22 protein-coding genes, 2 pseudogenes and 1 other annotated feature are annotated in these 24,465 nt (G+C 51.2%); of the genes and pseudogenes, 17 read left to right on the forward strand and 7 right to left on the reverse strand.

What is annotated here, in order from left to right; genetic code table 11:
• Window positions 1-2 precede the first annotated feature (2 nt).
• The 3 genes from yfeC to K6K13_RS10720 all read left to right on the forward strand — a co-directional run bounded on the left by yfeC (window position 3) and on the right by K6K13_RS10720 (window position 2,743).
• Window positions 3-866, forward strand: a complete 864-nt coding sequence (gene yfeC, locus K6K13_RS10710) for an iron/manganese ABC transporter permease subunit YfeC (protein ID WP_222160762.1) — start codon at window positions 3-5, stop codon at window positions 864-866.
• Window positions 863-1,717 carry a metal ABC transporter permease gene (locus tag K6K13_RS10715; protein WP_222160763.1) on the forward strand — a complete coding sequence of 285 codons (855 nt, stop codon included), beginning with the start codon at window positions 863-865 and terminating at the stop codon, window positions 1,715-1,717. The genes yfeC and K6K13_RS10715 overlap by 4 nt, the downstream gene beginning before the upstream one ends.
• Window positions 1,718-1,882: 165 nt before the next feature.
• Entirely contained in the window at window positions 1,883-2,743 is an 861-nt protein-coding gene (locus K6K13_RS10720; RefSeq protein ID WP_222160764.1) for a fructosamine kinase family protein, read from the forward strand.
• A gap of 45 nt (window positions 2,744-2,788) precedes the next feature.
• Here the strand turns inward: K6K13_RS10720 and K6K13_RS10725 are convergent, their stop codons facing one another.
• Window positions 2,789-3,337 carry a YniB family protein gene (locus K6K13_RS10725; protein WP_222160765.1) on the reverse strand — a complete coding sequence of 183 codons (549 nt, stop codon included), beginning with the start codon at window positions 3,335-3,337 and terminating at the stop codon, window positions 2,789-2,791.
• Window positions 3,338-3,606: 269 nt separating this feature from the next.
• On the opposite strand from K6K13_RS10725, the gene hxpB reads away from it, so the two are divergent.
• Entirely contained in the window at window positions 3,607-4,278 is a 672-nt protein-coding gene (gene hxpB / locus K6K13_RS10730) for a hexitol phosphatase HxpB (protein WP_222160766.1), read from the forward strand.
• A gap of 69 nt (window positions 4,279-4,347) precedes the next feature.
• Here hxpB and K6K13_RS10735 read toward each other — a convergent pair whose 3' ends face one another.
• Window positions 4,348-4,680 (reverse strand): cupin domain-containing protein, encoded by a 333-nt coding sequence (locus K6K13_RS10735; protein WP_195313327.1) that lies wholly within the window; start codon window positions 4,678-4,680, stop codon window positions 4,348-4,350.
• A 698-nt stretch (window positions 4,681-5,378) separates the two neighbouring features.
• Here K6K13_RS10735 and pelW point away from each other — a divergent pair.
• The 9 genes and pseudogenes from pelW to K6K13_RS10780 all read left to right on the forward strand — a co-directional run bounded on the left by pelW (window position 5,379) and on the right by K6K13_RS10780 (window position 15,724).
• Entirely contained in the window at window positions 5,379-7,010 is a 1,632-nt protein-coding gene (pelW, locus tag K6K13_RS10740) for a pectate disaccharide-lyase PelW (RefSeq protein WP_222160767.1), read from the forward strand.
• A 42-nt stretch (window positions 7,011-7,052) separates the two neighbouring features.
• A complete protein-coding gene (locus tag K6K13_RS10745) occupies window positions 7,053-7,943 on the forward strand; it encodes a carbohydrate ABC transporter permease (protein ID WP_195313325.1) in 891 nt (296 codons plus the stop codon).
• Window positions 7,936-8,841 (forward strand): carbohydrate ABC transporter permease, encoded by a 906-nt coding sequence (locus K6K13_RS10750; protein ID WP_222160768.1) that lies wholly within the window; start codon window positions 7,936-7,938, stop codon window positions 8,839-8,841. Before K6K13_RS10745 ends, K6K13_RS10750 begins: the two co-directional genes overlap by 8 nt.
• 13 nt (window positions 8,842-8,854) lie before the next feature.
• Window positions 8,855-9,982: an ABC transporter ATP-binding protein gene (locus K6K13_RS10755; protein ID WP_222160769.1), complete on the forward strand. Its 1,128-nt coding sequence runs from the start codon at window positions 8,855-8,857 to the stop codon at window positions 9,980-9,982.
• A gap of 15 nt (window positions 9,983-9,997) precedes the next feature.
• Window positions 9,998-11,286 (forward strand): annotated as a pseudogene (locus tag K6K13_RS10760) (ABC transporter substrate-binding protein).
• 248 nt (window positions 11,287-11,534) lie between these two features.
• Window positions 11,535-12,251: an oligogalacturonate-specific porin KdgM family protein gene (locus tag K6K13_RS10765; RefSeq protein ID WP_222160770.1), complete on the forward strand. Its 717-nt coding sequence runs from the start codon at window positions 11,535-11,537 to the stop codon at window positions 12,249-12,251.
• A gap of 326 nt (window positions 12,252-12,577) precedes the next feature.
• Complete coding sequence (paeX, locus tag K6K13_RS10770) at window positions 12,578-13,534, forward strand: pectin acetylesterase PaeX (protein WP_222160771.1); 957 nt, start codon at window positions 12,578-12,580, stop codon at window positions 13,532-13,534.
• Window positions 13,535-13,625: 91 nt separating this feature from the next.
• On the forward strand, window positions 13,626-14,201 hold the full coding sequence (locus K6K13_RS10775) for a metal-dependent hydrolase (RefSeq protein ID WP_222160772.1): 576 nt from the start codon (window positions 13,626-13,628) through the stop codon (window positions 14,199-14,201).
• A gap of 122 nt (window positions 14,202-14,323) precedes the next feature.
• Window positions 14,324-15,724 (forward strand): L-cystine transporter, encoded by a 1,401-nt coding sequence (locus K6K13_RS10780; RefSeq protein ID WP_222160773.1) that lies wholly within the window; start codon window positions 14,324-14,326, stop codon window positions 15,722-15,724.
• Window positions 15,725-15,815: 91 nt separating this feature from the next.
• On the opposite strand, the gene osmE is transcribed toward K6K13_RS10780, so the two are convergent.
• Window positions 15,816-16,148 carry an osmotically-inducible lipoprotein OsmE gene (gene osmE, locus K6K13_RS10785; protein ID WP_222160774.1) on the reverse strand — a complete coding sequence of 111 codons (333 nt, stop codon included), beginning with the start codon at window positions 16,146-16,148 and terminating at the stop codon, window positions 15,816-15,818.
• Between the two features lie 227 nt (window positions 16,149-16,375).
• Between osmE and nadE the strand changes: the two genes are divergently transcribed.
• From nadE to K6K13_RS10805, 4 genes and pseudogenes are all read left to right on the forward strand, one after another.
• Window positions 16,376-17,200, forward strand: coding sequence for an NAD(+) synthase (gene nadE / locus K6K13_RS10790; RefSeq protein WP_222160775.1), 825 nt, complete (start codon window positions 16,376-16,378; stop codon window positions 17,198-17,200).
• A gap of 77 nt (window positions 17,201-17,277) precedes the next feature.
• Window positions 17,278-18,170 (forward strand): annotated as a pseudogene (gene yddG / locus K6K13_RS10795) (aromatic amino acid DMT transporter YddG).
• A gap of 79 nt (window positions 18,171-18,249) precedes the next feature.
• Window positions 18,250-19,968, forward strand: coding sequence for an ABC transporter ATP-binding protein (locus tag K6K13_RS10800; protein ID WP_222160776.1), 1,719 nt, complete (start codon window positions 18,250-18,252; stop codon window positions 19,966-19,968).
• 218 nt (window positions 19,969-20,186) lie between these two features.
• Window positions 20,187-20,540, forward strand: coding sequence for a nitrous oxide-stimulated promoter family protein (locus K6K13_RS10805; protein ID WP_252120508.1), 354 nt, complete (start codon window positions 20,187-20,189; stop codon window positions 20,538-20,540).
• 30 nt (window positions 20,541-20,570) lie between these two features.
• Here the strand turns inward: K6K13_RS10805 and ihfA are convergent, their stop codons facing one another.
• From ihfA to pheM, 4 genes are all read right to left on the reverse strand, one after another.
• Entirely contained in the window at window positions 20,571-20,867 is a 297-nt protein-coding gene (gene ihfA, locus K6K13_RS10810) for an integration host factor subunit alpha (protein WP_222160777.1), read from the reverse strand.
• A gap of 4 nt (window positions 20,868-20,871) precedes the next feature.
• Window positions 20,872-23,259 (reverse strand): phenylalanine--tRNA ligase subunit beta, encoded by a 2,388-nt coding sequence (pheT, locus tag K6K13_RS10815; RefSeq protein ID WP_222160778.1) that lies wholly within the window; start codon window positions 23,257-23,259, stop codon window positions 20,872-20,874.
• Between the two features lie 15 nt (window positions 23,260-23,274).
• A complete protein-coding gene (gene pheS, locus K6K13_RS10820) occupies window positions 23,275-24,258 on the reverse strand; it encodes a phenylalanine--tRNA ligase subunit alpha (protein WP_222160779.1) in 984 nt (327 codons plus the stop codon).
• Window positions 24,259-24,313: 55 nt separating this feature from the next.
• Window positions 24,314-24,438, reverse strand: a sequence feature (Phe leader region).
• Window positions 24,389-24,433, reverse strand: a complete 45-nt coding sequence (gene pheM, locus K6K13_RS10825; protein WP_195313495.1) for a pheST operon leader peptide PheM — start codon at window positions 24,431-24,433, stop codon at window positions 24,389-24,391. Its footprint overlaps the feature before it by 45 nt.
• Window positions 24,439-24,465: the final 27 nt, after the last annotated feature.

A 24,465-nucleotide genomic window follows, 5' to 3' on the forward strand; every position in this document is an offset into this window, starting at 1 on the left:
AGATGTTTGAACTTTTGTTGCAACCGTTCCACTACAACTACATGGTGAAAGCAATTTGGGTGAGTGCCATCGTGGGCGGTGTCTGTGCCTTTCTTTCCGCTTACCTGATGCTCAAGGGCTGGTCGTTGATGGGCGATGCGCTCTCCCACTCTGTCGTGCCCGGCGTCGCGGGAGCCTATGCCCTTGGGTTGCCCTATGCAGCAGGCGCTTTCTTTACCGGGATGCTGGCTGCCTTGGCAATGACGCTTATCCGTCACATCACGCGGTTGCGTGAAGATGCCATTATTGGCTTTATCTTTTCCACTTTTTTTGCCGCCGGACTGCTCATCATCTCCCTCAACCCCACCTCGGTTAACGTGCAGTCGATTATTTTTGGCAACATCCTCGGCATTGCCGATGAAGACGTGCTCCAGGTCGAGATTATCATCGGCATTACCTTCATCATCATGTGCGTACTGTGGAAAGATCTGCTGGCGGTGTTTTTTGACGAAAGCCACGCTCGCTCCATTGGTTTATCGCCACTGAAGCTTAAAATCCTGTTTTTTACCCTGCTCAGCGCCTGCACCGTCGCCGCACTGCAAACGGTAGGTGCCATTTTGGTGATTGCTATGGTGATCACACCCGGTGCCACTGCCTATCTGTTAACCGACCGCTTTGGCAGACTGATTATCATTGCCATTGCACTCGGTGCCATCAGCAGCGCGTTGGGTGCCTATCTCAGTTTTTATCTTGATGGCGCAACCGGCGGTGTAATTGTCACGCTGCAAACGCTGATTTTTCTGCTGGCGTTTCTCTTTGCCCCAAAACATGGCCTGCTGGCAACGCGGCGCGCACGCCACCGTGCCACAGAAGGAGATCAGCCATGAGTCTGCTGTTGGATTGGATTCTGGAACCGCTTGCCTACCCGTTCATGCAACGCGCGCTGCTGGCTGCCGTCGTCACAGGCGTTGTGTGTGCGGTACTCTCCTGCTACCTGGTGCTTAAAGGCTGGTCCTTAATGGGGGATGCCATCTCCCATGCCGTACTGCCCGGTATTGTTGTGGCATTTTTGCTCGGTATTCCTTTTGCGGTGGGTGCATTTGCCTCTGGCGTGCTGTGCGCGCTTGCTACCGGTTACCTGAAAGAACATAGCCGAGTCAAAGAAGATACCGTGATGGGTATCGTTTTCTCCGGCATGTTCGCCCTCGGGCTGGTCATGTTTGCTCGGGTCGATTCCGACCAACACTTGTCGCATATTCTTTTTGGTAATGTGTTAGGGATCACCACACAAGAATTGACGCAAATCCTGCTGATTGCCGGTGTTACGCTGGCGATTGTCATGCTCAAGCGCCGTGATCTGATGTTGTATTGCTTTGATCCACACCATGCCCGCGTGATTGGTATGCCGGTCAAATGGCTCCACTACGGTCTGCTTTGCCTGCTGGCCATGACGATCGTGGCCTCACTGCAAGCCGTTGGGGTGATTTTGGTTATCGCCATGCTTATCGCCCCCGGTATCGTCGCGTTTATGGTGTGTAAAACCTTCGATGGTATGCTGATTGTCGCCACCTGCGTATCGGTGTTTTCCTGCGTAAGCGGTACGCTGATCAGTTTTTATCTGGATGGTGCCACCGGGCCTTGTATCGTATTGGTACAAGCTCTGTTCTTCGCCCTGGCCTTGGTCGTGCATCAGGTGCGTACCCGACGTCAGCGTACCGCACAGGCTGCGCTGTCTTAACACGACAGCGCGTTTTTTAGCCTGCTGCTGACGATTCAGGCTATACTGCTCTAGGTTTCAAACACAGTGGGCGATTGCCCATGCTGTGCGACAGCTTCAGGTTTACTGATAAGGAATACGCTAAGGTAACAATCTCTACGTAACATCATCAACGGGGGTGGCGCTATGTGGCAAGCAATCGGCAAGCTATTGGATGAACATCTTGGAACCGCTGATATCTTCGAGTACCAGGCGTGTGAAGCTGGCGAAATGCACACCGTCTGGCAGGTCAAGTACGGGGAGTATGACGTTTTCGTAAAGAGCGATATCCGTGAGATGTTGCCCAAATTCACCGCTGAAGCCGATCAACTGGCGCTGCTGGCCCGCAGTCGTACTGTGCGCGTCCCGGCCGTGTATGGCGTAGGCAGTTCACGCGACCACAGTTTTCTGCTGATGGAATATCTCCCCCCCAAACCCCTGGATGCTCACAGTGCCTGGTGCCTCGGAGAACAGCTGGCGCACCTGCATCAGTGGAGTGACCAACCCCAGTTTGGTTTGGATTTTGACAATGACCTCTCGACCACGCCACAACCTAATAGCTGGCAGCGACGTTGGGCGACCTTCTTTGCCGAACAGCGCATTGGCTGGCAGTTACAGCTGGCTGCTGAAAAAGGGATGTACTTCGGTGATATCGATTCATTGATTTTACAGGTGGAATCACGTCTGGCCGGACATCAACCGCAACCGTCACTGCTGCACGGCGATCTTTGGCCCGACAATTGTGCCAGTTATCACGACGGCAGTTTTCTGTTCGATCCCGCCAGCTATTGGGGCGACAGAGAGTGTGATTTGGCGATGTTACCCCTCACCCCCTCACTGCCGCCGCAAATCTATGACGGTTACCAAAACGTCTGGCCGCTGGATAAAGGCTTTATCGAACGCCAGCCGCTATACCAAATCTATTATCTGCTTAATCGGGCAAATCTGTTTGGTGGGCAACACATTATTGCAGCGCAACACGCTATTGAGCAGCAGTTGACCACGTGAGTCACGTCCCCCTTGCGCATGACGGCGCAAGGGGGGCTACCGCTATCACACCGGTACGCTCAGCAGGCGCAAAACCAGGTAACCGGCAACGGCGGTAATGACGGGCATGATATAAAGCGGGAAATATTGCAGAAAAATGGTGTGGTGTGGCACTTCTGCCCGTGACGCCAACTCTTCACGGGTTCGTCCCTCATTCCCCTTCATCTTCTCCAGGATCACCTGATCTTCAATGCCCTCACGCACTGTGCGCACCTGCCGCGACATGCGCGCACCGCTAACTTGCAGCGCCAACCCGACAAAAATCAGCAGATAGATAATCCAGAACATGATACTGGCCGCAGCGAAGGGCCGGGAGAAATCCGGCATCGGCGAGTTGTACCAAAAAAGGTTAAGAAACGGCGTGTTAAAGCGCGTCATGTCAATCATCAGGTGCAGGAAATCCAGAAGTACCGCATCAATACCCTGCTTTTTTTGCGTATATTGATAGACATAGTTCGCCAGCGAAATGCAGGTTGAGAGCAGCGCCGGGATAAAAAGGATCCATCCTGCGATGCGTTTTATAATCGCAATAAGACCCGCCTGTTGGTACGTCATGAGTTCCCCTTATAAATGACGCGATAAAATAGCCTTCATCCGGCACCATAAACGCCGGAGAATGGGCAGGCAACGCCGAAACAGAAGCCGCTGACATATCCCATTGCATTATAACCATAATAATCGTTGATAGGCAGTGCAGGCACCATGACACAATGATCCCATGACACAGAAAACTGTGGTAGCCTGCGAGTGACACGGCTGAGATGGACGAGCAGGTAGCGGCCAACGTAGCCAAATAACCTCTTTTTACCTGACAGGAGACGTTGATGTCTGTAGTCAACACGCCTCGTGCCGCCTTGTTTGATATGGACGGCTTGCTGATCGATTCAGAACCTTTATGGGAGCAGGCTGAGGTAGAAGTGATTGCGGCATTAGGCGTGGATACCTCTGTGCGCGATACCCTACCCGATTTGCTAGGCTTGCGTATCGATCTGGTGGTTGACCTGTGGTATCAGTATGCCCCCTGGAAAACCCCCAGCCGCAGTGAAGTGGTCAAGCGTATTATCGCCCGCACCCTTGAACTGGTGGATGAGCGCCGTCCGCTCCTGCCCGGCGTGGAGCACGCTTTGCAGTTGTGTCGTGAACAGGGCTTTCGCATCGGACTGGCGTCCGCCTCGCCACTGTTTATGCTGCAACACGTGTTGCATACCTTCGGTTTGACACCCTACTTCGATACGCTGGCCTCCGCAGAATCACTGCCTTTCAGCAAACCGCACCCACAGGTCTATTTAAATGCGGCACAGGCGCTGGATATTTCACCGCTGCGCTGCGTCACACTGGAAGATTCGGTCAACGGCATGATTGCCACCAAAGCCGCGCGTATGCGCTCAATCGTGGTACCCAGCAATGCGCATGCACAGGATCCACGTTGGGTACTGGCTGACAAAAAGTTGAATTCACTGCTGGCGCTAACGCGGGAAGATTTGACAGGAAACTGACGGGAACTGGCTGGGCACATAAACCGGCCAAGCGTCTGGCCGGTTTACTACGCGTTAAAGCGGCGGCGCTTAGAGGAAATCAGCGCGTTTCGGATTGAAGGTATCAATCAAGATGCTGCCATCTTCCAATGACACCACACCGTGCATTTCATTCTTAACGGCCAGATAGGCATCGCCCGTTTTCAGAATGTGTTTTTCTCCTTCAATCACCACTTCAAAGCTGCCGGCGGCAACGTAGGCGATCTGGTCATGGATATCATGCTTATGCGGCGTGCCGATAGCGCCTTTATCAAAATGCACCAACACCATCATCAGGTTGTCAGTCCAGGTCATGATTTTGCGTTTAATACCGCCGCCCAGTTCTTCCCAGGGGGTTTCATCATCAATAAAGTAGCGTTTCATGGTCACTCCTTCCTATTCATTGTTATGGCCTAAGTCCCAACGGGATGTGGGTAGGCACAGCATACGGATTGCGCCATTCTAGTAACATTCGTTACGAACGAAACTGAAAAGGTGTAAAAGCATGACGGCCTTCAGGAAATAAATAAAACAATATTTCACTTTTATTGAATTGCTATACCATCAGCTTCACGCTTCTCCAAACATGAAAGCGCCGGGCGCGCACCGGAACAAGTCAGGTTGTCACTGCCACGCATCCTGAACTGTTTTGCCCGGCGCTTTCGTTCTCCCGACAGTGAGCGAGCGCAAAGGTAGCGTACCAAGAACCGGTAGCCGCATGCAGACCTGGCTAGCAGCATTCCGGTTCTTTACTACACTTCTCTGGTTTCACCAATGAAAGCAATACGGTAGCAATTCTGGCCGAAAGCACGCTGATAAGCTCACACATTTTTTTAACAGATAACGCGATACGTTCCAACAATGCGTTTTCTTCTATATATATTTCAATTGGTTATTAAAAACAAGGTGGCGTAAACCTTGCCAAAACCGCCTTCTTAAAAAAAAATCAAAACAACGTTCCGACTTTGTTCACACTTTCGAGATTGCGTGCATGACGAGTGGGCAAATAGTGCAATATAATCAATCGAAACAGTGTTTCTATTTATAAGGAACTGCAACGCAGTTCGATAAGAAGGTTCTCGATGAGTATTTTTACGACTTTACGCACCAGCTCTGAAACGACACTCAACGAATGGTTAGCCGCCTTGGATAGCCATATCGCTCGCGTATCGCAGGCCGCCCAAAGTCATAAAAATCCTTCGCCTCTGCGGGCGGATGGCTTCGATATCACCACGCAGGAACCCGTAGTGTGGAAATTCCCGGATGGTCATGATGCGCCCATCGCGAATTTCGCCAGCCAACAAAACTGGTTGAGAACATTAAGCGCCATGAGCGTGATTAGCGGTGACTCTCGTTATGAACAGCAGGCAACTGGTTACACCGACTATTTCTTAAAACATTATGTCGATGACAACAGCGGCCTGTTCTATTGGGGCGGACACCGTTTTATCAATCTGGATACGTTGGGCAGTGAAGGGCCGGAATCCAAAGCCATGGTGCATGAATTAAAACACCATTTGCCCTATTACGCGCTGTTGCACCACGTTGACGCAGAAAAAACACTGAACTATTTGCAGGGCTTCTGGAATGCCCATGTTGAAGATTGGCAACAACTGGACCTTGGCCGCCACGGTGATTACGCCAAAACGCGCGATCCGCAGGTCTTTGAGCATGCGCGCCGCGATGTGGTTGACCCTGCTCTCTGGCCAACACTGCCGTTGACCAAAGGATTGACCTTCGTCAACGCGGGTACCGATCTGATTTATGCAGCCTTTGCTTACGCGCACTTCACCGGCGATGCATCCGCGGCAGCGTGGGGTAAGCATTTATATCGCCAGTATGTGTTGGCGCGTAATCCCGAAACCGGGATGCCGGTGTATCAGTTCAGTTCACCGCTGCAACGCCAACCGGTGCCAGAAGATGATAACCAAACGCAATCCTGGTTTGGCGACCGCGCACAGCGTCAGTTTGGTCCGGAATTTGGCGTTATCGCCAAAGAGGCTAATGTCCTGTTCCGCGACATGCGTCCTTTATTGATTGATAACCCGTTGGCAATGTTAGATATTCTTCGCCAGCAGCCCGATAGCGACATCCTGGCCTGGGTGATTTCAGGCTTAAAAAATTACTACCAGTACGCTTATGACGTGGCCAGCAACACGCTGCGACCAATGTGGAACAACGGCCAGGATATGACGGGCTTTGTGTTCCCCCGTGATGGTTATTACGGCAAGAAAGGCACCACATTAGCCCCCTTCGCACTCGAAGGTGATTATTTGCTGCCGCTGGTACGTGCTTATAGCTTGAGCGGTGACGACGAGCTATACGCCCTGATCGAGACAATGGCAACGCGCGGCGAGCAAGATAGCCTGGAAAACAGCGCGACGCCTTTCCTGCTGGTTGCCTTGACGGAACTGGCGGAAAAAACGCAGTCCCCAGTATGGGCAGAACGCGCCTGGCGCGTAGCGGAAACCTTATTCAAACAGCACTTTCATCATGGTTTGTTTGTTCGTTCGGTACAACATCGTTATTTACGCTTGGATGATCCTCTTCCGCTGGCATTACTGACGTTTGTTGCTGCTTGTCACGGTAAACGTGACGCGGTACCGGCACTTTTAACGCAGGGTGGATACGTCCACGGTGATTTTCGCTTTAATGGGGAAAACAGAATTGTTTATGACGTGGAATTAATTTATCCAGAGTTATTAACACATTGATTTTTATTTTAATGGTTCTCAATTACTAAGTAGGTAAGCATTATGAATGAAAACAAAAGGCTGGGGCTAGCCTATATCTCCCCTTATATAATAGGGTTGATAGTTTTTACCGCTTTCCCCTTTATTTCATCGTTCGTGCTCAGTTTTACTGAATATGACCTGATGAATCCACCTGAGTTTACGGGTTTGGAAAACTATCATCGGATGTTCCTGGAAGATGACCTCTTCTGGAAATCCCTGTGGGTTACCTTTGCCTATGTATTCCTGACCATTCCGTTGAAATTGATTTTCGCACTGCTGATTGCATTTGTGCTCAATTTCAAATTGCGTGGTATCGGTTTCTTCCGTACTGCTTACTATGTACCGTCTATTCTCGGTAGTAGCGTAGCCATTGCCGTACTGTGGCGTGCCCTGTTCGCCATCGACGGTCTGTTGAACAGCTTCCTGGCCGTGTTCGGTTTTGACGCTATCAACTGGCTGGGTGAGCCTTCACTTGCACTGATGTCAGTAACGCTGTTGCGCGTATGGCAGTTCGGTTCCGCGATGGTTATCTTCCTCGCCGCGTTGCAGAACGTACCGCAGTCTCAGTACGAAGCCGCCATGATCGATGGTGCGTCTAAATGGCAGATGTTCCTGAAAGTAACCGTACCGTTGATTACGCCGGTTATCTTCTTCAACTTCATCATGCAGACCACGCAAGCGTTCCAGGAATTTACCGCACCGTACGTCATTACTGGCGGTGGCCCGACGCACTACACCTACTTGTTCTCACTCTATATCTACGATACGGCGTTCAAGTATTTCGATATGGGTTACGGTGCAGCGTTGGCATGGGTACTGTTCCTGGTTGTCGCTGTGTTCGCATCAATATCGTTTAAATCGTCTAAATACTGGGTGTTCTACTCCGCCGATAAAGGAGGAAAAAATGGCTGATATCCATTCCAATCTGTCATCGGAGCAAGCCCTCGCAGAAGCAGAAGTTCGTCGTACCTTACGTAAAGAGAAGTTTAGTGCGGCGATCCGCTACACCATTCTGTTGTTTGTAGGTTTGTTGATGCTTTATCCACTGGCGTGGATGTTCTCAGCATCGTTCAAACCGAACCATGAAATCTTTACCACGTTGGGACTGTTCCCTGATAACCCGACCAGTGACGGTTTCGTGAACGGCTGGAAAACCGGTACGGAATACAACTTCGGTCATTACATGTTGAACACGTTCAAATTTGTAATCCCGAAAGTGATCCTGACCATTATCTCCTCGGTTATAGTGGCTTACGGCTTTGCCCGCTTCGAGATTCCTTGGAAAAACTTCTGGTTTGCGACCCTGATCGCTACAATGCTGCTGCCCAGCACCGTACTGTTGATTCCTCAGTACATCATGTTCCGTGAAATGGGCATGCTGAACAGTTACATGCCGTTGTATTTGCCTTGCGCATTTGCAACCCAAGGGTTCTTCGTCTTCATGTTGATTCAGTTCCTGCGCGGTGTACCGCGTGATATGGAAGAAGCAGCGCAGATTGACGGCTGTAACTCCTGGCAGGTGCTGTGGTATGTGGTAACGCCGATTCTGAAACCGGCCATTATCTCTGTCGCACTGTTCCAGTTCATGTGGTCTATGAACGACTTTATCGGCCCGCTGATCTATGTCTACAGCGTGGATAAATACCCGATTGCGTTGGCTCTGAAAATGTCCATCGACGTAACAGAAGGCGCACCTTGGAACGCAATCTTAGCAATGGCAAGTATTTCGATCCTGCCATCCATCATCATTTTCTTCTTGGCACAGCGCTACTTTGTTCAGGGCGTGACCAGCAGCGGAATTAAAGGTTAATAGAGGATTTATCATGGCTGAAGTAGTTTTTAACAAACTGGAAAAAGTATATTCCAACGGTTTCAAAGCAGTTCACGGTATCGATCTGACCATCAAAGACGGTGAGTTCATGGTTATCGTTGGACCGTCTGGCTGTGCCAAGTCCACTACCCTGCGTATGCTGGCGGGTCTGGAAACCATCAGTGGCGGTGAAGTTCGCATCGGCGAGCGCATCGTTAACAATCTGGTGCCAAAAGATCGCGGGATTGCGATGGTGTTCCAGAACTATGCACTCTACCCGCACATGACAGTGCGCGAGAACCTGGCATTCGGTCTGAAACTGGCAAAATTGTCGAAAGAGAAGATTGAAGAACAGGTTAACGAAGCTGCCAAAATTTTGGAACTGGAAGACCTGATGGATCGTCTGCCGCGTCAGCTGTCCGGTGGTCAAGCACAGCGTGTGGCCGTAGGCCGTGCCATCGTGAAAAAACCGGACGTGTTCCTGTTCGACGAACCGTTGTCTAACCTGGATGCCAAACTGCGTGCTTCCATGCGTATCCGTATTTCTGACCTGCACAAGCAGTTAAAGAAAAGCGGCAAACCGGCAACCAGCGTCTACGTAACCCACGACCAGACCGAAGCCATGACCATGGGCGACCGTATCTGCGTTATGAAACTGGGTCACATCATGCAGGTGGATACACCGGATAACCTGTACCACTATCCGAAAAACATGTTCGTGGCAGGCTTTATCGGCGCGCCGGAAATGAACATCAAGCCCGCTAAACTGGTTGACACTAACGGTCAGATTGCTCTGCACGTTGGTGGTTACACCCTGCCCCTGAATGCTGCACAGCAGGATAAAGTTCGCTCGCACCTGACACAGGATATTTTCTTCGGCGTTCGCCCTGAATATGTCTCTGTCTCCGATACCGCGTTTGAAGACAACCACTCTGTCGGCGAGTTGGTGCGCGTAGAGAACATGGGTCATGAATTCTTTATGTACATAAAGGTTGATGGCTTTGAGATAACCAGTCGTATTCCTTCTGAGGAAGCGCGATTGATTATTAAGAATGGCCTGAACCGTCAGGTGTTCTTTAAGTTTGATATGGATAAGTGCCATATCTTTGATGCAAAAACAGAACAAAATATCTCTCTTTAACAGGAGTAGTTACCGATGAAAAAAGCGATCCTACACACGTTGATAGCCTCATCTCTGGCATTGCTGGCGCATCAATCTTTCGCCGCGGATAACGTTGAACTGCGTATGTCCTGGTGGGGCGGCAACGGCCGTCACCAGCAGACGCTGAAAGCGATTGAAGATTTCCAAAGGCAAATCCGAACATCACCGTTAAAGCGGAATACACCGGTTGGGACGGCCACCTGGCACGTTTGACCACACAGATCGCCGGTAACACCGAGCCTGACGTGATGCAGACCAACTGGAACTGGCTGCCGATTTTCTCTAAAAACGGTGACGGTTTCTACGATCTGAACAAACAGAAAGGCGTTATCGACCTGGCTCAGTTCGAACAAAAAGAACTGAACAACACCACGGTTGATGGCAAACTGAACGGTATTCCGATTTCTGTTACTGCACGTGTGTTCTATTACAACACCGATACCTGGGCAAAAGCTGGCCTGGAATACCCGAAAACCTGGGACGAGCTGCTGAACGCCGGTAAAGTGTTCAAAGAAAAACTGGGCAGCCAGTACTACCCTGTCATCATGGAGCACCAGGATACGCTGGCGCTGCTGAACTCTTACATGGTACAGAAGTACGGCATCCCGGCCATCGACGTGAAAACCCAGAAATTCGCGTACACCGACGCGCAGTGGGCTGACTTCTTCGGCATGTACAAAAAACTGGTTGATAGCCACGTTATGCCGGACCTGAAGTACTACGCTTCTTTCGGCAAGAGCAACATGTATGAAATGAAGCCGTGGATCACAGGCGAATGGGCCGGTACTTACATGTGGAACTCCACCATTACCAAGTACTCGGATAACCTGCAACCGCCTGCCAAGCTGACGCTGGGTAACTACCCGATGCTGCCAGGTGCTAAAGACGCAGGTCTGTTCTTCAAACCAGCTCAGATGCTCTCTATCGGTAAATCGTCTAAACACCCGAAAGAAGCGGCAATGCTGATCAACTTCCTGCTGAACAGCAAAGAAGGTGTTCAAGCGCTGGGTCTGGAACGTGGTGTACCGTTGAGCAAGGCAGCTGTAGCACAACTGCGTAGCGATGGCGTTATCAAAGACGATTCCAACGCCGTTGCCGGTTTGAACCAGGCATTGACATTACCGCACGAAATCGGTGTTTCTCCGTACTTTGATGACCCGCAAATCGTAGCGCTGTTTGGTGATACCATTCAGTCTATCGACTACGGCCAGAAAACGGTTGATGAAGCGTCTAAATACTTCCAGCGTCAGTCTGAACGTATTTTGAAACGTGCAATGAAGTAATAGTGTTTATGTAATATACACCTAAAATCCCTGTCATCCTGCATGGCAGGGATTTTTTCATTTTAATTGAAACATCTTTTATTTCCCCGCCGATCAAGTTCACACTTTGAAACCATATTTTACTTTTTGTTACTCAAGCCGATCCGGATCACAAAATAGAATTTGAGAATAAATAAAATAGAACTTGTTCCAATAAGCACAAATGCGTCTTTTAGCATAAATGTTATTACTCGATGGGAAATAATAAAATGAAATTAAAATTATTAGCTCTGGCCGTGGCTTCGCTCGTTAGCGTCAACGCAATGGCAGTCACAATCGACTATCGTCATGAAATGATGGATACCCCAAGTGCTGGTCATAAAGACCGTTTGTCAGTATCCAATCGCTTTGCCAATGGTTTTGGCCTTTCTGTTGAAGCCAAATGGAAACAAAGTGGTAAAGACACTACACCAAACCGTCCGTTCAGCGAACCTGTCAGCAATGGTACTGAAGTTGTTGCCAGCTATGTACACAACTTCGACAAAACATGGTCGCTCGAACCTGGTTTCTCTTTAGATTCAAGCTCTGACTCCAACAACTACCGCCCTTACCTGCGCGGTAAAGTGAACATTACCAACGACCTGTCTTACTCACTGCGCTATCGTCCTTACTACAAACGTAACAGTGGCAACATCGGCGTAAAAGGAAAACAAACTTCCGAGTCTGGTTATAATATCACCGGCGTGCTTTCCTATAAGTTCCTGAAGGACTGGCAGGTTGATTACGAAATGGATTATAAAAAATCCAACCAATACCAGAATTTCCAATCTGACAAAGAAACCTGGAAATTGGAGCACGATGTAAAACTGTCCTACAAATGGGATAAAAACTGGAAGCCGTATACCGCGATTGGTAACGTAGCTGATAGCGGTACTAACGATCACCGCCAGACCCGTTTCCGTGTAGGTGTCCAATATAGCTTCTAATCGTCATTAACGATTAAAAGTCAGGCTAAAGCAGTTCAGGGATATTCAGGTTAACAAAGTGTGATTGCGTTCCGGAATATCCCTTTTTTACGTCTTAGCCGTTAGCTGTACCGCAGTAATTTTAGCATTGCGATAGTCAGCTTTAGTTTATGTATTCTGTGTCTGAATTACCCTCTTCGTGTATGAACGTTATTTCTTGATATATATTTTTGTGGTTTTTAGGGTGTTCATTTTCTCTCCGATGTGATGAATACCCTTTTTTTTTCCTCTCAAACTCTCCATGCTAGCTTACCTCTCCCTAATGACTTTGTTGCGAGTAATAGACTATGATTTCGCGTTCCCTTATTGCTGGAGCCTTATTAGTGTCAATGTCTGGAATCAGTTTTGCCAACACCACATTTCCTGTCTGGCCACAGGGGGAAGCGCCGGGGGCGGCAACGTCATCGGCCAAACCCGAGCTGGTTGAACGCAGTAAAGATCCGGCGATGCCCGATCGTGCGGCTACCGGAATCAGAGCCCCGGAAATTACCGTTTATGCGCCAGAAAAACCCAATGGCGTAGGGATTTTGGTAACCCCGGGCGGCTCTTACCAACGCGTGGTGTTGGATAAAGAAGGCAGCGATTTGGCACCCTATTTCAACGCACAGGGTTATACCTTGTTCGTGATGACCTACCGTATGCCGGGGGAAGGCCACAAAGAGGGCGCAGATGCCCCGCTGGCGGATGCACAGCGTGCGTTGCGCACGCTGCGGGCACAGGCAGCCAACTGGAAGCTCAATCCACAGCGCATTGGTGTTATGGGGTTCTCCGCTGGCGGACACGTGGCTGCCACCCTGGGCACCCAATTTGACCGAGTGGTAACCACAGCCCAGGATGATATCGACCGGCTGAGTGCGCGTCCTGACTTTATGGTACTGATGTATCCGGTGATTTCCATGCGTGATGATATCGGCCATACCGGCTCACGCAAACAATTACTGGGTCAGCACCCTGACGATGCGGGTATTGTGCGCTTTTCGCCGGATCAGCATGTCAATGCGCAAACGCCACCGACCTTTTTAGTGCATGCTGTCGATGATCCGTCAGTCTCCGTCGAAAACAGCGTGGTGATGTTTTCTGCGCTGAAGGCGAAGCATATTCCGGTGGAAATGCATCTGTTTGAAAAGGGCAAACACGGTTTTGGCATTCGCGGCACCACGGGGCTGCCGGTCGCCGTCTGGCCACAATTGGTCCATGCCTGGCTCAGTGCATTGCCCGTTGATAGCACCAGCAGCAAGAAATAACCGAAAGACATAAATAGTTACGCCGTCACAACTTCCGCAGCGGAGAATATTTCTCTATACTGGATAAAATAACAGTTCACTGAGAAACCCCATGACTGCGGAAGGACATCTGCTATTCTCCGTCGCCTGCGCTATTTTTGCCAAAAACGCAGAACTCACGCCAGCGCTGGCGAACGGAGACTGGTGGCATATCATTCCGGGGGCGCTGCTGACGGCGTTACTGCCAGATATCGACCACCCCAAATCGGTATTGGGGCAACGTTTACGCTGGATTTCCGGGCCTGTTGCCCGCGCTTTTGGACACCGAGGTTTCACCCACAGTTTGCTGGCCATTGTGGCAGTCATCTGTTTTATCCGTCTGCAATTGCCTGCCGATTGGCCCATCCCGACTGATGCCTACCACGCCATGCTGATTGGCTATCTCAGTCATATCATGGCCGATATGTTGACCTCAGCCGGCGTTCCCTTACTGTGGCCGTGCCGCTGGCGCTTTCGCTTGCCGCTGATCAACAGCCAGAAAGGCAACCAGCTCGAGCGAGTACTGTGTCTGGCACTGATCGGGTTTTCGCTGTACCACACACCGCGCGCAGGTGCCTGTTACGGCTACGAGCAGGCCTGTCGCTGGTATGATTCCGCCCGCAGTCAATTCACCCAGTTGCTCCGCTAGCGCTCCTCATGACCAGCGAAAACGCTATACGATTTAAGTAAAAGATACGCCGGATTGGTATAACGCAAGCCATAAGGAGCTGTTATCCTAGCGCCCGTTTACATTTTAAGGGAGGAGACGGTATGTCCGTTGCGCTATTGGCTAATATTATCGTTTTTTTGGCGTTGATCGCCCTGCTTGCTTATGCCAGCCGTAACCCGACGTGGAGTCTGGCGAAAAAGGTTCTGCTCGGTCTGGTTATCGGCGTACTGTTCGGCTTGGCGCTGCATCTGGTGTATGGCGGCAACAATCCGGTCATCAAGGCTTCCGTTGCCTGGTTTAACATCGTGGGTAACGGTTACGTTCAACTGTTACAAATGATTGTTATGCCGCTGGTTTTCGTTTCAATTTTGAATTCGGTTGCCAAGCTGCACAATGCATCATCATTAGGAAAAATCAGCGTACTAACACTGGGTACCCTGCTGTTAACCACCCTGATCGCAGCGCTGATCGGCGTAGTAGTTACCCTGCTGTTTGGCCTTAAAGCTTCAGGGCTGGTGCAAGGTGCGCAGGAAACCGCGCGTCTTAGCGCCATTGAGAGCAATTACGCGGGCAAAGTGTCCGATCTCAGTGTGCCGCAATTGATCCTGTCTTTTATCCCGAAAAACCCGTTCGCAGAGCTTACCGGCGCTAACCCCACGTCAATTATCAGTACGGTAATTTTCGCCGCGCTGCTCGGTATTGCAGCACTGCAACTGCATCGCGATGATGCGGCCAAGGGTGAACGCGTCTTGGCGGCGATCGATACGCTGCAATCCTGGGTGATGAAGTTGGTTCGCCTGGTGATGAAACTGACGCCCTACGGTGTGTTGGCGCTGATGACCAAAATGGTCGCAACGTCGAATTTGCAGGATATCATCAAGCTGGGTAGCTTTGTGGTCGCCTCTTACCTTGGCCTTGGCATCATGTTTGTGGTTCATGGTGTGCTGTTAGCCTCAACGGGTATCAACCCACTGCGTTTCTTTCGCAAAATTGCCCCAGTGCTGAGCTTTGCTTTTACCAGTCGTTCGAGCGCAGCCACCATTCCGCTCAGCATAGAGGCGCAAACGCGCCGCATCGGCGTGCCGGAATCTATCGCCAGCTTTGCCGCGTCCTTTGGCACCACCATTGGGCAAAACGGCTGTGCCGGGCTCTATCCCGCTATGCTCGCCGTCATGGTCGCGCCTACCGTCGGTATCAATCCGCTGGACCCGGTGTGGATTGCCACGCTAGTGGGTATTGTGACCATCAGTTCTGCCGGCGTTGCAGGCGTAGGCGACGGCGCGACGTTCGCTGCACTGATCGTTCTGCCCGCCATGGGATTGCCGGTAACGTTGGTCGCACTGCTGATCTCTATCGAGCCGTTGATTGATATGGGGCGTACCGCGCTCAATGTGAGCGGTTCAATGACGGCAGGCACGGTAACCAGCCAGTTACTACAACAAACCGACAAGGCGCGTTTTGCGGCAGACGATGAGTCCGTGTTGAACGCATCCCACACCTGATAGCCAGGTGAACGCATTGCGTCATAAAAAAACCGGCAGGACTACCCTGCCGGTTTTTGTTTATGCAGACGGTTATACGCGTATAACACAATTACCGTTGGGGATTAGTGTCATAGGCCTCGCAGCTTTGGAAACCTTTGTTCAACACCTGTCCACGGTCGTTGAAACTCACGAAATAGTTCTGCGCCGTACCATCACGGTTTTTCAACAGGTAGTTAAAGCAGGTGCCTCTGGCGTTTTTCAACCGTACTTCTGACGCAGGCGTGCCGGCAATTTGCAGCACTTGCTGTTTGGTCTGTCCGGCCTTCACCTCTTTAACCACCGGCTCGGTAAAGCTACTTTCTGCACGATTGTAGGCTGAACACCCAGAGAGAAGGAGAGCCCCCGCAGCACCAAGACATAACAGTAGTTGATTATTTTTCATGTTATTACCTCATTCATTAATGGTTCACTGACAAGGCTAGATGGCTCGCTGCAATTTTTCAAATCAGTATTCGACCACATTTTACCATCTCGCTAACCCTTTTTGCGCCAATAAAACGAAAAATACGCGCGCACTGCTTGTCCTTTTTCTTCACGACGATTAGCTTTACACTCTAACCATCAAGCTAATTATTTCGCAGTATCAACAGGTTCAGGAAGGGGGCCACCATGTCATTGCAGCAAGAGATCATCCAGGCACTGGGTGTTAAACCTATTGTCGATCCTGATGCCGAGATTCGCATCAGCGTTGATTTTTTAAAGAATTATCTTAAGGCTAATCCCTTCATTCGTTCGTTAGTACTCGGGATCAGCGGCGGACAAGATTCCACACTGACCGGTAAACTGTGTCAGACGGCCATCAATGAGTTACGCAGCGAAACCGGCGATACGCGTTATCAGTTTATCGCTGTACGCTTACCGTATGGCATTCAGGCGGATGAGGCCGATTGCCAGGACGCCATCGCCTTCATCCAACCGGACAACGTTTTGACAGTGAACATCAAGCCCGCCGTCGAAGCCAGTGAAGCCACCCTGGCCGCCATCGGCGTGACGCTATCCGATTTTGTCAAAGGCAATGAAAAGGCGCGTGAGCGCATGAAAGCGCAATACAGCATTGCGGGGATGAACGCGGGTCTGGTGGTCGGCACCGACCATGCGGCAGAAGCCGTCACGGGGTTCTTTACCAAATACGGCGACGGCGGCACGGATATCAATCCTATTTTTCGTTTAAATAAACGGCAAGGAAAAGCGCTGCTGAAGGTACTTGGCTGTCCGCAGCACCTGTACACCAAAGCCCCGACAGCCGATCTGGAAGAGAACCTCCCTTCTTTGCCTGATGAAACCGCTCTTGGCGTCACCTATAACGAAATTGATGACTACCTGGAAGGAAAAACGCTCGACGCCGATCGCGCCGCTATTATCGAAAACTGGTATAAAAAGACCGAACATAAACGCCGTCCTCCGGTTACTGTATTTGACGATTTCTGGCACTGATAGGCAGGCAGTAGACGCTGCACGGATGCCGGAAACGGCATCCGTTTGCTTTTGGAACAATGATAATCAACATGGATATGACCCCACAACGCGCCACGCTGGCAGGCCTGTTAGCCATTCTGCTCTGGAGTACTTCTGTCGGCCTGTTACGCAGTTTAACCGAAGCCCTCGGCCCTGTCGGAGGGGCGGCGATGATATACAGCACCTGTACACTCTGTCTGGTGCTGTTCTCTGGATTTTCCCGTCTCTGCGCGGTTTTTCCAAAGGCTATTTGTTTGGCGGTGGATTGCTTTTCGTCTGTTACGAAATCTTCCTGTCACTCTCCATCGGCTTTGCCGCGAATCGCGTTCAGGCAATGGAAATGGGGATGATCAATTACCTTTGGCCAAGCCTCACGCTCTTGTTTGCGGTTTTTATCAATCAACAAAAAAGCAGCCTTGGGCTATGGATTGGCGTCGCGCTCGCGCTGGCCGGTATCGTCTGGATGATGAAGGGAGAAAGCCACTGGTCGCCATTAGTAATGTGGCAAAACATTCTGACTAACCCGTTGGCCTACGGCCTGGCCTTTGCAGCGGCCATTTCCTGGGCACTCTATTGCAATATCACCAAGCGGCTTGCTCGGGGGAAAAGTGGCAATACCCTGTTCTTCCTGGCGGTCAGCGTGGTGCTGTGGATTCAATTCGCCGTCTCAGCCAGGCCACCGATGACGTTTTCACTCACTACCGGACTGGAATTGCTGTTTATGGGGGCATCGACAGCGGTCGCCTACTCTGCCTGGAATACCGGCATTCAGCGTGGCAACATGACATTGCTCGCGACGGCGTCTTATTTTACGCCGGTGTTCTCAACGCTGCTGGCCGCCCTCTGGCTGCATACCGTGCCTGATTTGGCCTTTTGGCAGGGTGTCGCCATGATTACGCTGGGTTCATTGGTCTGTTGGTGGGCAACGCGCGAGACACAAAAACAGTAGGGTTTTATCGCACTCCCTTCAGCAGACAATACCTGTTATAGTGCGTTTCACATTTATTTAACTCATTTCATCGTATTGTATGTTAAAGCGTTTTTTTGCGTACTATGCCCCCTACAAGGGGCTATTTGTTCTTGATTTTGGCTGTGCCATCATCGCCGGTTTGCTCGAGCTTGGTTTCCCGATAGCCATCAAGGCCTTCATCGACAAACTATTACCGGCTCAGGATTGGTCACTCATTTTACTCGCCTCCGTTGCCTTGCTGCTGGTCTACCTACTCAATACCGCGCTGATGGCCATCGTGAACTACTGGGGACACGCGCTGGGCGTCGGTATCGAAACTGATATGCGTCGTCAGGCTTTTGAGCACCTGCAAAACCTGCCGTTCCGCTATTTCGATAATATGAAAACCGGGCATATCATCACCCATGTGACCAAAGATCTTGAGGAGGTTGGCGAAGTAGCCCACCACGGCCCGGAAGACCTTTTCCTCGCCATTATGACCTTTATTGGTGCCTTTATCCTGATGGCCACCGTGCACCTGCCTTTGGCGATGATTACTGTGGTTATTGTGCCGTTCATGACCTATCTGGTCAGTCGCTACGGTGCACAGATGACGGACACCTGGCGGCGTCTGTTCGGTCAGGTCAGTAACTTTAATGCACGCATTGAAGAGAGCATTGGCGGTATCCGCGTGGTTAAGGCGTTTGCCAATGAGTCTCATGAAAAGGCGCTGTTCGCGCAGGACAACGAAAACTATCGCACCATCAAACTGCAAGCCTACCGCATCATGACCGCTAGCCTGACACTGAGCTACCTCAGCACGCGCTTAATACAACTGATCATCATGTTGGCGGGCATATGGTATGTGATTCAAGGAGAACTCTCTTACGGTGGCTTTATTGGTTTCCTGCTGCTGATTGAAGTGTTCTTCCGTCCGGTGGCCAAGATAACCTCCGTATTGGAGAGCTATCCGAAAGGGATTGCCGGGTTTAAGCGTTTCACACAGTTGATCGATACGGTGCCTGATATCAAGGATGCCAGCGACGCTCGCGCTGTCACGCACCTGAAAGGTGATATCCGTTTCGAACACGTGAGTTTTGGTTACACGCCAGAAAGACCGACGCTGCATGACATCACCCTCTCTATCCATGCGGGTGAAACCGTGGCATTTGTTGGTCCATCTGGCGCAGGGAAAACCACGTTGTGTTCTCTGCTACCCCGTTTTTACGATTTAAACGCGGGTGCTATCACCATTGATGGGATAGATATCCGAAACATGACGCAAGCATCATTGCGCCACCAGATCGGTATCGTACAGCAAGATGTCTTTTTGTTTGGTGGTACCATCCGGGAGAACATTGCTTACGGTAAACTGGGCGCGAGCGATGAAGAAGTGATGCACGCCGCTCAGCGCGCCAAGCTCGATGAACTGATCGCCACCCTGCCTGACGGATTGAATACCGTGGTGGGTGAGCGTGGGGTGAAACTCTCTGGGGGTCAGAAGCAGCGTTTATCTATCGCGCGGATTTTCCTTAAAAACCCACCGATTCTGATTTTGGACGAGGCCACCTCTGCGTTAGACACAGCAACGGAACAGGCTATTCAGCAGTCACTAAGCGAGCTATCAAGCGGTCGTACTACGCTTGTGATAGCACACCGCCTGGCGACCATTCAGAACGCCGATCGTATCGTGGTGGTGGATGAAGGACGGATTATTGAGCAAGGCAGCCACCAGACTCTGCTCGATAACAGCGGCAGCTATGCCCGCTTGCATCAGGCCCAGTTTGGTCAGGCGTAACGGCCTCATCGCTATGCGGTAACCTTCAGGCGAGAGCGTTGCCTCTCGCCTTTTTCCTACCTACTCCCTTTTTTTCCCCGCTTTTTTGACATTCATGGTGTCCTACCCAATAAAATGCATTTAAAATACATGAATAAAGATGGCGGGATGAGAGACCAACTGTGGCACGACAACCGATGGGAAAATATCGTCTGCGAGAACTACACACCATTCTGCTGATGATAGATCTGTATGAAAAGCACCATCCCGCAGACGAGGGGGACGGCGAACGCTATCAACAACTTTCTGCCTATGCCACCAATCGCCTTGAGCGCTGTCAGTTTGGCGAAGAAAAGCAAGCCTGCAAGCATTGTCCGATTCACTGCTATCAACCCGCCAGACGCGAACAGATTCGCGCCATTATGCGTTGGTCGGGACCACGCATGTTATTGCACCACCCTATTCTGGCGATACGTCATTTAATAGATGATCATCGCCCCGTACCGGCACATACGCCACGGCAGGAAACCGCGACGCGGGTACGACAACCGCAGATCGCCAGCCCCCATCACGGCATAAAAAAAGGCCGCTGACGCGGCCTTTTTGTGAATTGCATGTAAGAACTACTCTTTGGGAGAGGCGTTCTCGACTCTGCTTTTGAGCTTTTGCCCTGGACGGAAGGTGACCACCCGGCGCGCCGTAATCGGAATATCTTCACCCGTTTTAGGGTTACGTCCCGGCCGTTGGTTCTTGTCGCGCAGATAGAAATTACCAAACCCCGATAACTTTACCTGCTCACCATTTTCCAGAGCGCGACGAACTTCTTCAAAAAAAAGTTCGACGAGTTCTTTGGCATCCCGTTTACTCAGCCCAAGCTTTTCAAACAGGTATTCTGACATTTCAGCTTTAGTAAGCGCCATAGGTTCAATCCCTCAAGGATGCTTGGAATCGCTGTTTTAGTGCCTCTACGCATTGTGATACGGTAGCGGCAATATCCTCTTCTGCCAGTGTACGAGAGGTATCTTGCAATACCAGACTGATCGCCAGGCTCTTATACCCTTCTTCCACGCCCTTGCCTCGGTACACGTCAAACAAGTTTACGCCAACTAACTGATTTGCGCCAACTTTCTTACATTCTGACAAAACTTCGCCTGCCGAAACGTTTTCTGCTACCACAACCGCGATGTCACGACGGTTCGACGGGTAGCGAGAAATTTCGCTCGCATCAGGAACCACGCGGTCTGCGACCTTGTTCCAGCTCAATTCGAACACCACAGTGCGACCATTCAGATCCAGTTTACGTTCCAGCTCTGGATGGATTACACCAATGAAACCAACCGGTTCCCCTACCAGATAAATTGCTGCACTCTGGCCCGGATGCAACGCCGGGTGTGATTCTGCTTTGAACTCAATTTCCGAAAGTTTACCTGTCAGTGACAGCAGCGCTTCCAAATCGCCTTTGAGATCATAGAAGTCAACCGTCTGACGCGCCAGATCCCAATGTTCATCATAGCGATTCCCAGTAATCACGCCAGCTAACATAAGATCCTGACGAATACCGAGTTTATCCTGACTATCAGGAACGAATCTTAAACCGCTTTCAAAGAGGCGCAGGCGACTCTGCTGGCGGTTTTGGTTATATACCACCGCACCGAGCAAGCCGCTCCACAGTGACAGGCGCATTGCTGACATTTCAATGGAAATCGGGCTTGGCAGAATCAATGCTTCTTCACCTGGGTGAATCAGCGATTGCACTTTAGGATCGACAAAGCTGTAAGTAATCGCTTCCTGATAGCCGCGGTCAACCAGCAGCGTTTTCACGCGCTTAAGCGAAAGCGCCGATTCACGGTGCGATGTCATGGTCAGCGGTGCATGGGTTGGAATATTGGGAATATTGTTGTAGCCGTAAACACGGGCAACCTCTTCCACCAAATCCTCTTCAATCTCCATGTCAAAACGCCAGCTCGGTGCTACGGCGGTCCAGCCTGCATCCGTGCGTGCCACGCTGCAACCCAGGCGAGTCAAGATATCGCTTACCTGTTCATCGGGAACCACATGCCCGATCAACCGGTCCAGTTTTTCTCTGCGCAGCGTAATCGTAGCACGGGTGGGCAAATGTGTTTCAGAGGTCACATCAATCACCGGCCCGGCATCACCGCCGCAAATACTTAGCAGCAGTTGGGTCGCACGCTCCATCGCTTTGTACTGCAACGCAGGATCGACACCGCGCTCATAACGGTGCGAGGCATCGGTATGCAAACCGTGACGGCGGGCTCGGCCGGTGATCGCCAGCGGATGGAAATAGGCACATTCAAGCAGCACGTTACGGGTTTCACCGTTAACGCCAGAGTGTTCACCGCCGAAAATACCGCCCATTGCCAGTGCTTTGCTGTGATCGGCAATCACCAGGGTATCAGCATTCAAGGTTGCTTCATTACCATCCAGCAGCGTCAGGGTTTCGCCTTCCTGCGCCAAACGCACCACGATACCGCCATCCAGACGATCTCGGTCGAAAGCGTGCATCGGCTGCCCCAACTCCAGCAGCACGTAGTTGGTCACATCCACCACGGCATCGATGGAGCGGATACCGCAACGACGCAGCTTCTCGCGCATCCACAGCGGCGTTGCCGCCTTCACATCAATGCCCTTCACCACGCGTCCCAAATAGCGAGGGCAAGCGTCGGACGCTTCTACACGGATCGGAAAGGTATCGGACACCGTTGCGGCGACCGGCGTAATGTCCGGTGCCGTCAACGGCAGTTGATTCAGCACTGCAACATCACGGGCCACGCCAATGATACTCAAGCAGTCGGCGCGGTTAGGCGTCACGCTGATTTCGATGGCATTATCATCCAACCCCAGGTAAGCGCGGATGTCAGTACCGATCGGCGCATCGTGCGGCAATTCGATAATGCCGCTATGGTCTTCAGAAATGCCCAGTTCGGAGAACGAGCACAGCATCCCTTCCGAGGGTTCACCACGCAGCTTGGCGGCCTTGATTTTGAAATCGCCCGGCAGCACGGCACCAATAGTTGCAACAGCCACGCGCAGCCCTTGACGGCAGTTTGGAGCACCACACACGATATCCAGCAGACGTTCACCGCCCACGTTAATTTTGGTGACGCGCAGCTTATCGGCATTAGGATGCTGACCGCATTCAACGACTTCGCCTACCACCACACCATGAAACGCCCCTGCAACTGCCTCAACGCCATCCACTTCCAGGCCGGCCATGGTAATCTGTTCTGACAGTTCGTCACTGCTGATCGCCGGGTTAACCCACTCGCGCAGCCAATGTTCACTGAATTTCATAATACTGTACCCGCCTTACTTAAACTGTTTGAGGAAGCGAAGATCGTTTTCGAAGAATGCGCGCAAATCGGTTACGCCATAGCGCAACATGGTCAGACGCTCCATCCCCATACCAAACGCGAAACCGGAGTACATTTCCGGATCGATACCCACGTTACGCAATACATTAGGGTGCACCATGCCGCAGCCCAGCACTTCAAGCCATTTCCCGTTTTTACCCATCACATCCACTTCTGCGGACGGTTCAGTAAACGGGAAATAGGACGGGCGGAAACGTACCTGCAAATCCTCTTCGAAGAAGTTACGCAGGAAATCATGCAGCGTGCCTTTCAGGTTGGTAAAGCTGATGTTTTTATCCACAATCAGCCCTTCCATTTGATGGAACATCGGCGTATGCGTTTGGTCGTAATCGTTACGATAGACGCGGCCTGGCGCGATAATGCGGATCGGTGGCTGCTGTTTTTCCATGGTACGAATTTGCACCCCAGAGGTTTGGGTACGCAGTAAACGCGTCGCATCAAACCAAAAGGTGTCATGGTCGGCACGCGCGGGATGGTGCCCCGGGATATTCAACGCATCAAAGTTATAATAAGCATCTTCGATTTCCGGCCCGGTGGCTACCGAGAAACCCAATTCACCAAAGAAAGTTTCGATACGATCGATGGTGCGCGTGACCGGATGCAAACCGCCGTTTTCCATGGTGCGGCCCGGCAGGGAAACATCGAGGGTTTCTTCGGCCAGACGGGCGTTCAGCACCGCCGACTCCAGTGTTTGTTTGCGGACGTTCAGCGCGTCTTGCACATCCTGCTTCGCCTGGTTGATGACCGCACCTGCCGCAGGGCGTTCGTCTGCGGGCAAATCGCGTAGCGTTGTCATTTGCAGGGTTAAATGCCCTTTTTTGCCCAGGTATTCGACACGCACATTATCCAGCGTCGCAATATCCTGAGCCGCGTCTATGGCTGTTCTGGCATTCGCTACCAGCTCTGCGAGATGTGGCATTGCATTCCTCTTCTTCTGCCTGTATGGCCAGTTATCATGATTAGAACCAAACGCAAACAAAAAAGCCTCCCGGCGGGAGGCTTCAAGCGCTATTTTTCGTTTCTTTTCTTACGCGCAAAGCCTCCTGAGATCAGGTGCTAAAGTAAAAAAAGAAACGGAAAATAGCAGTAGTCATACTTGCGTTACCTTAATGTCAATACGCTTGCG

Source organism: Symbiopectobacterium purcellii (assembly GCF_019797845.1).
GTDB classification, from domain to species: Bacteria; Pseudomonadota; Gammaproteobacteria; order Enterobacterales; family Enterobacteriaceae; genus Symbiopectobacterium; species Symbiopectobacterium purcellii.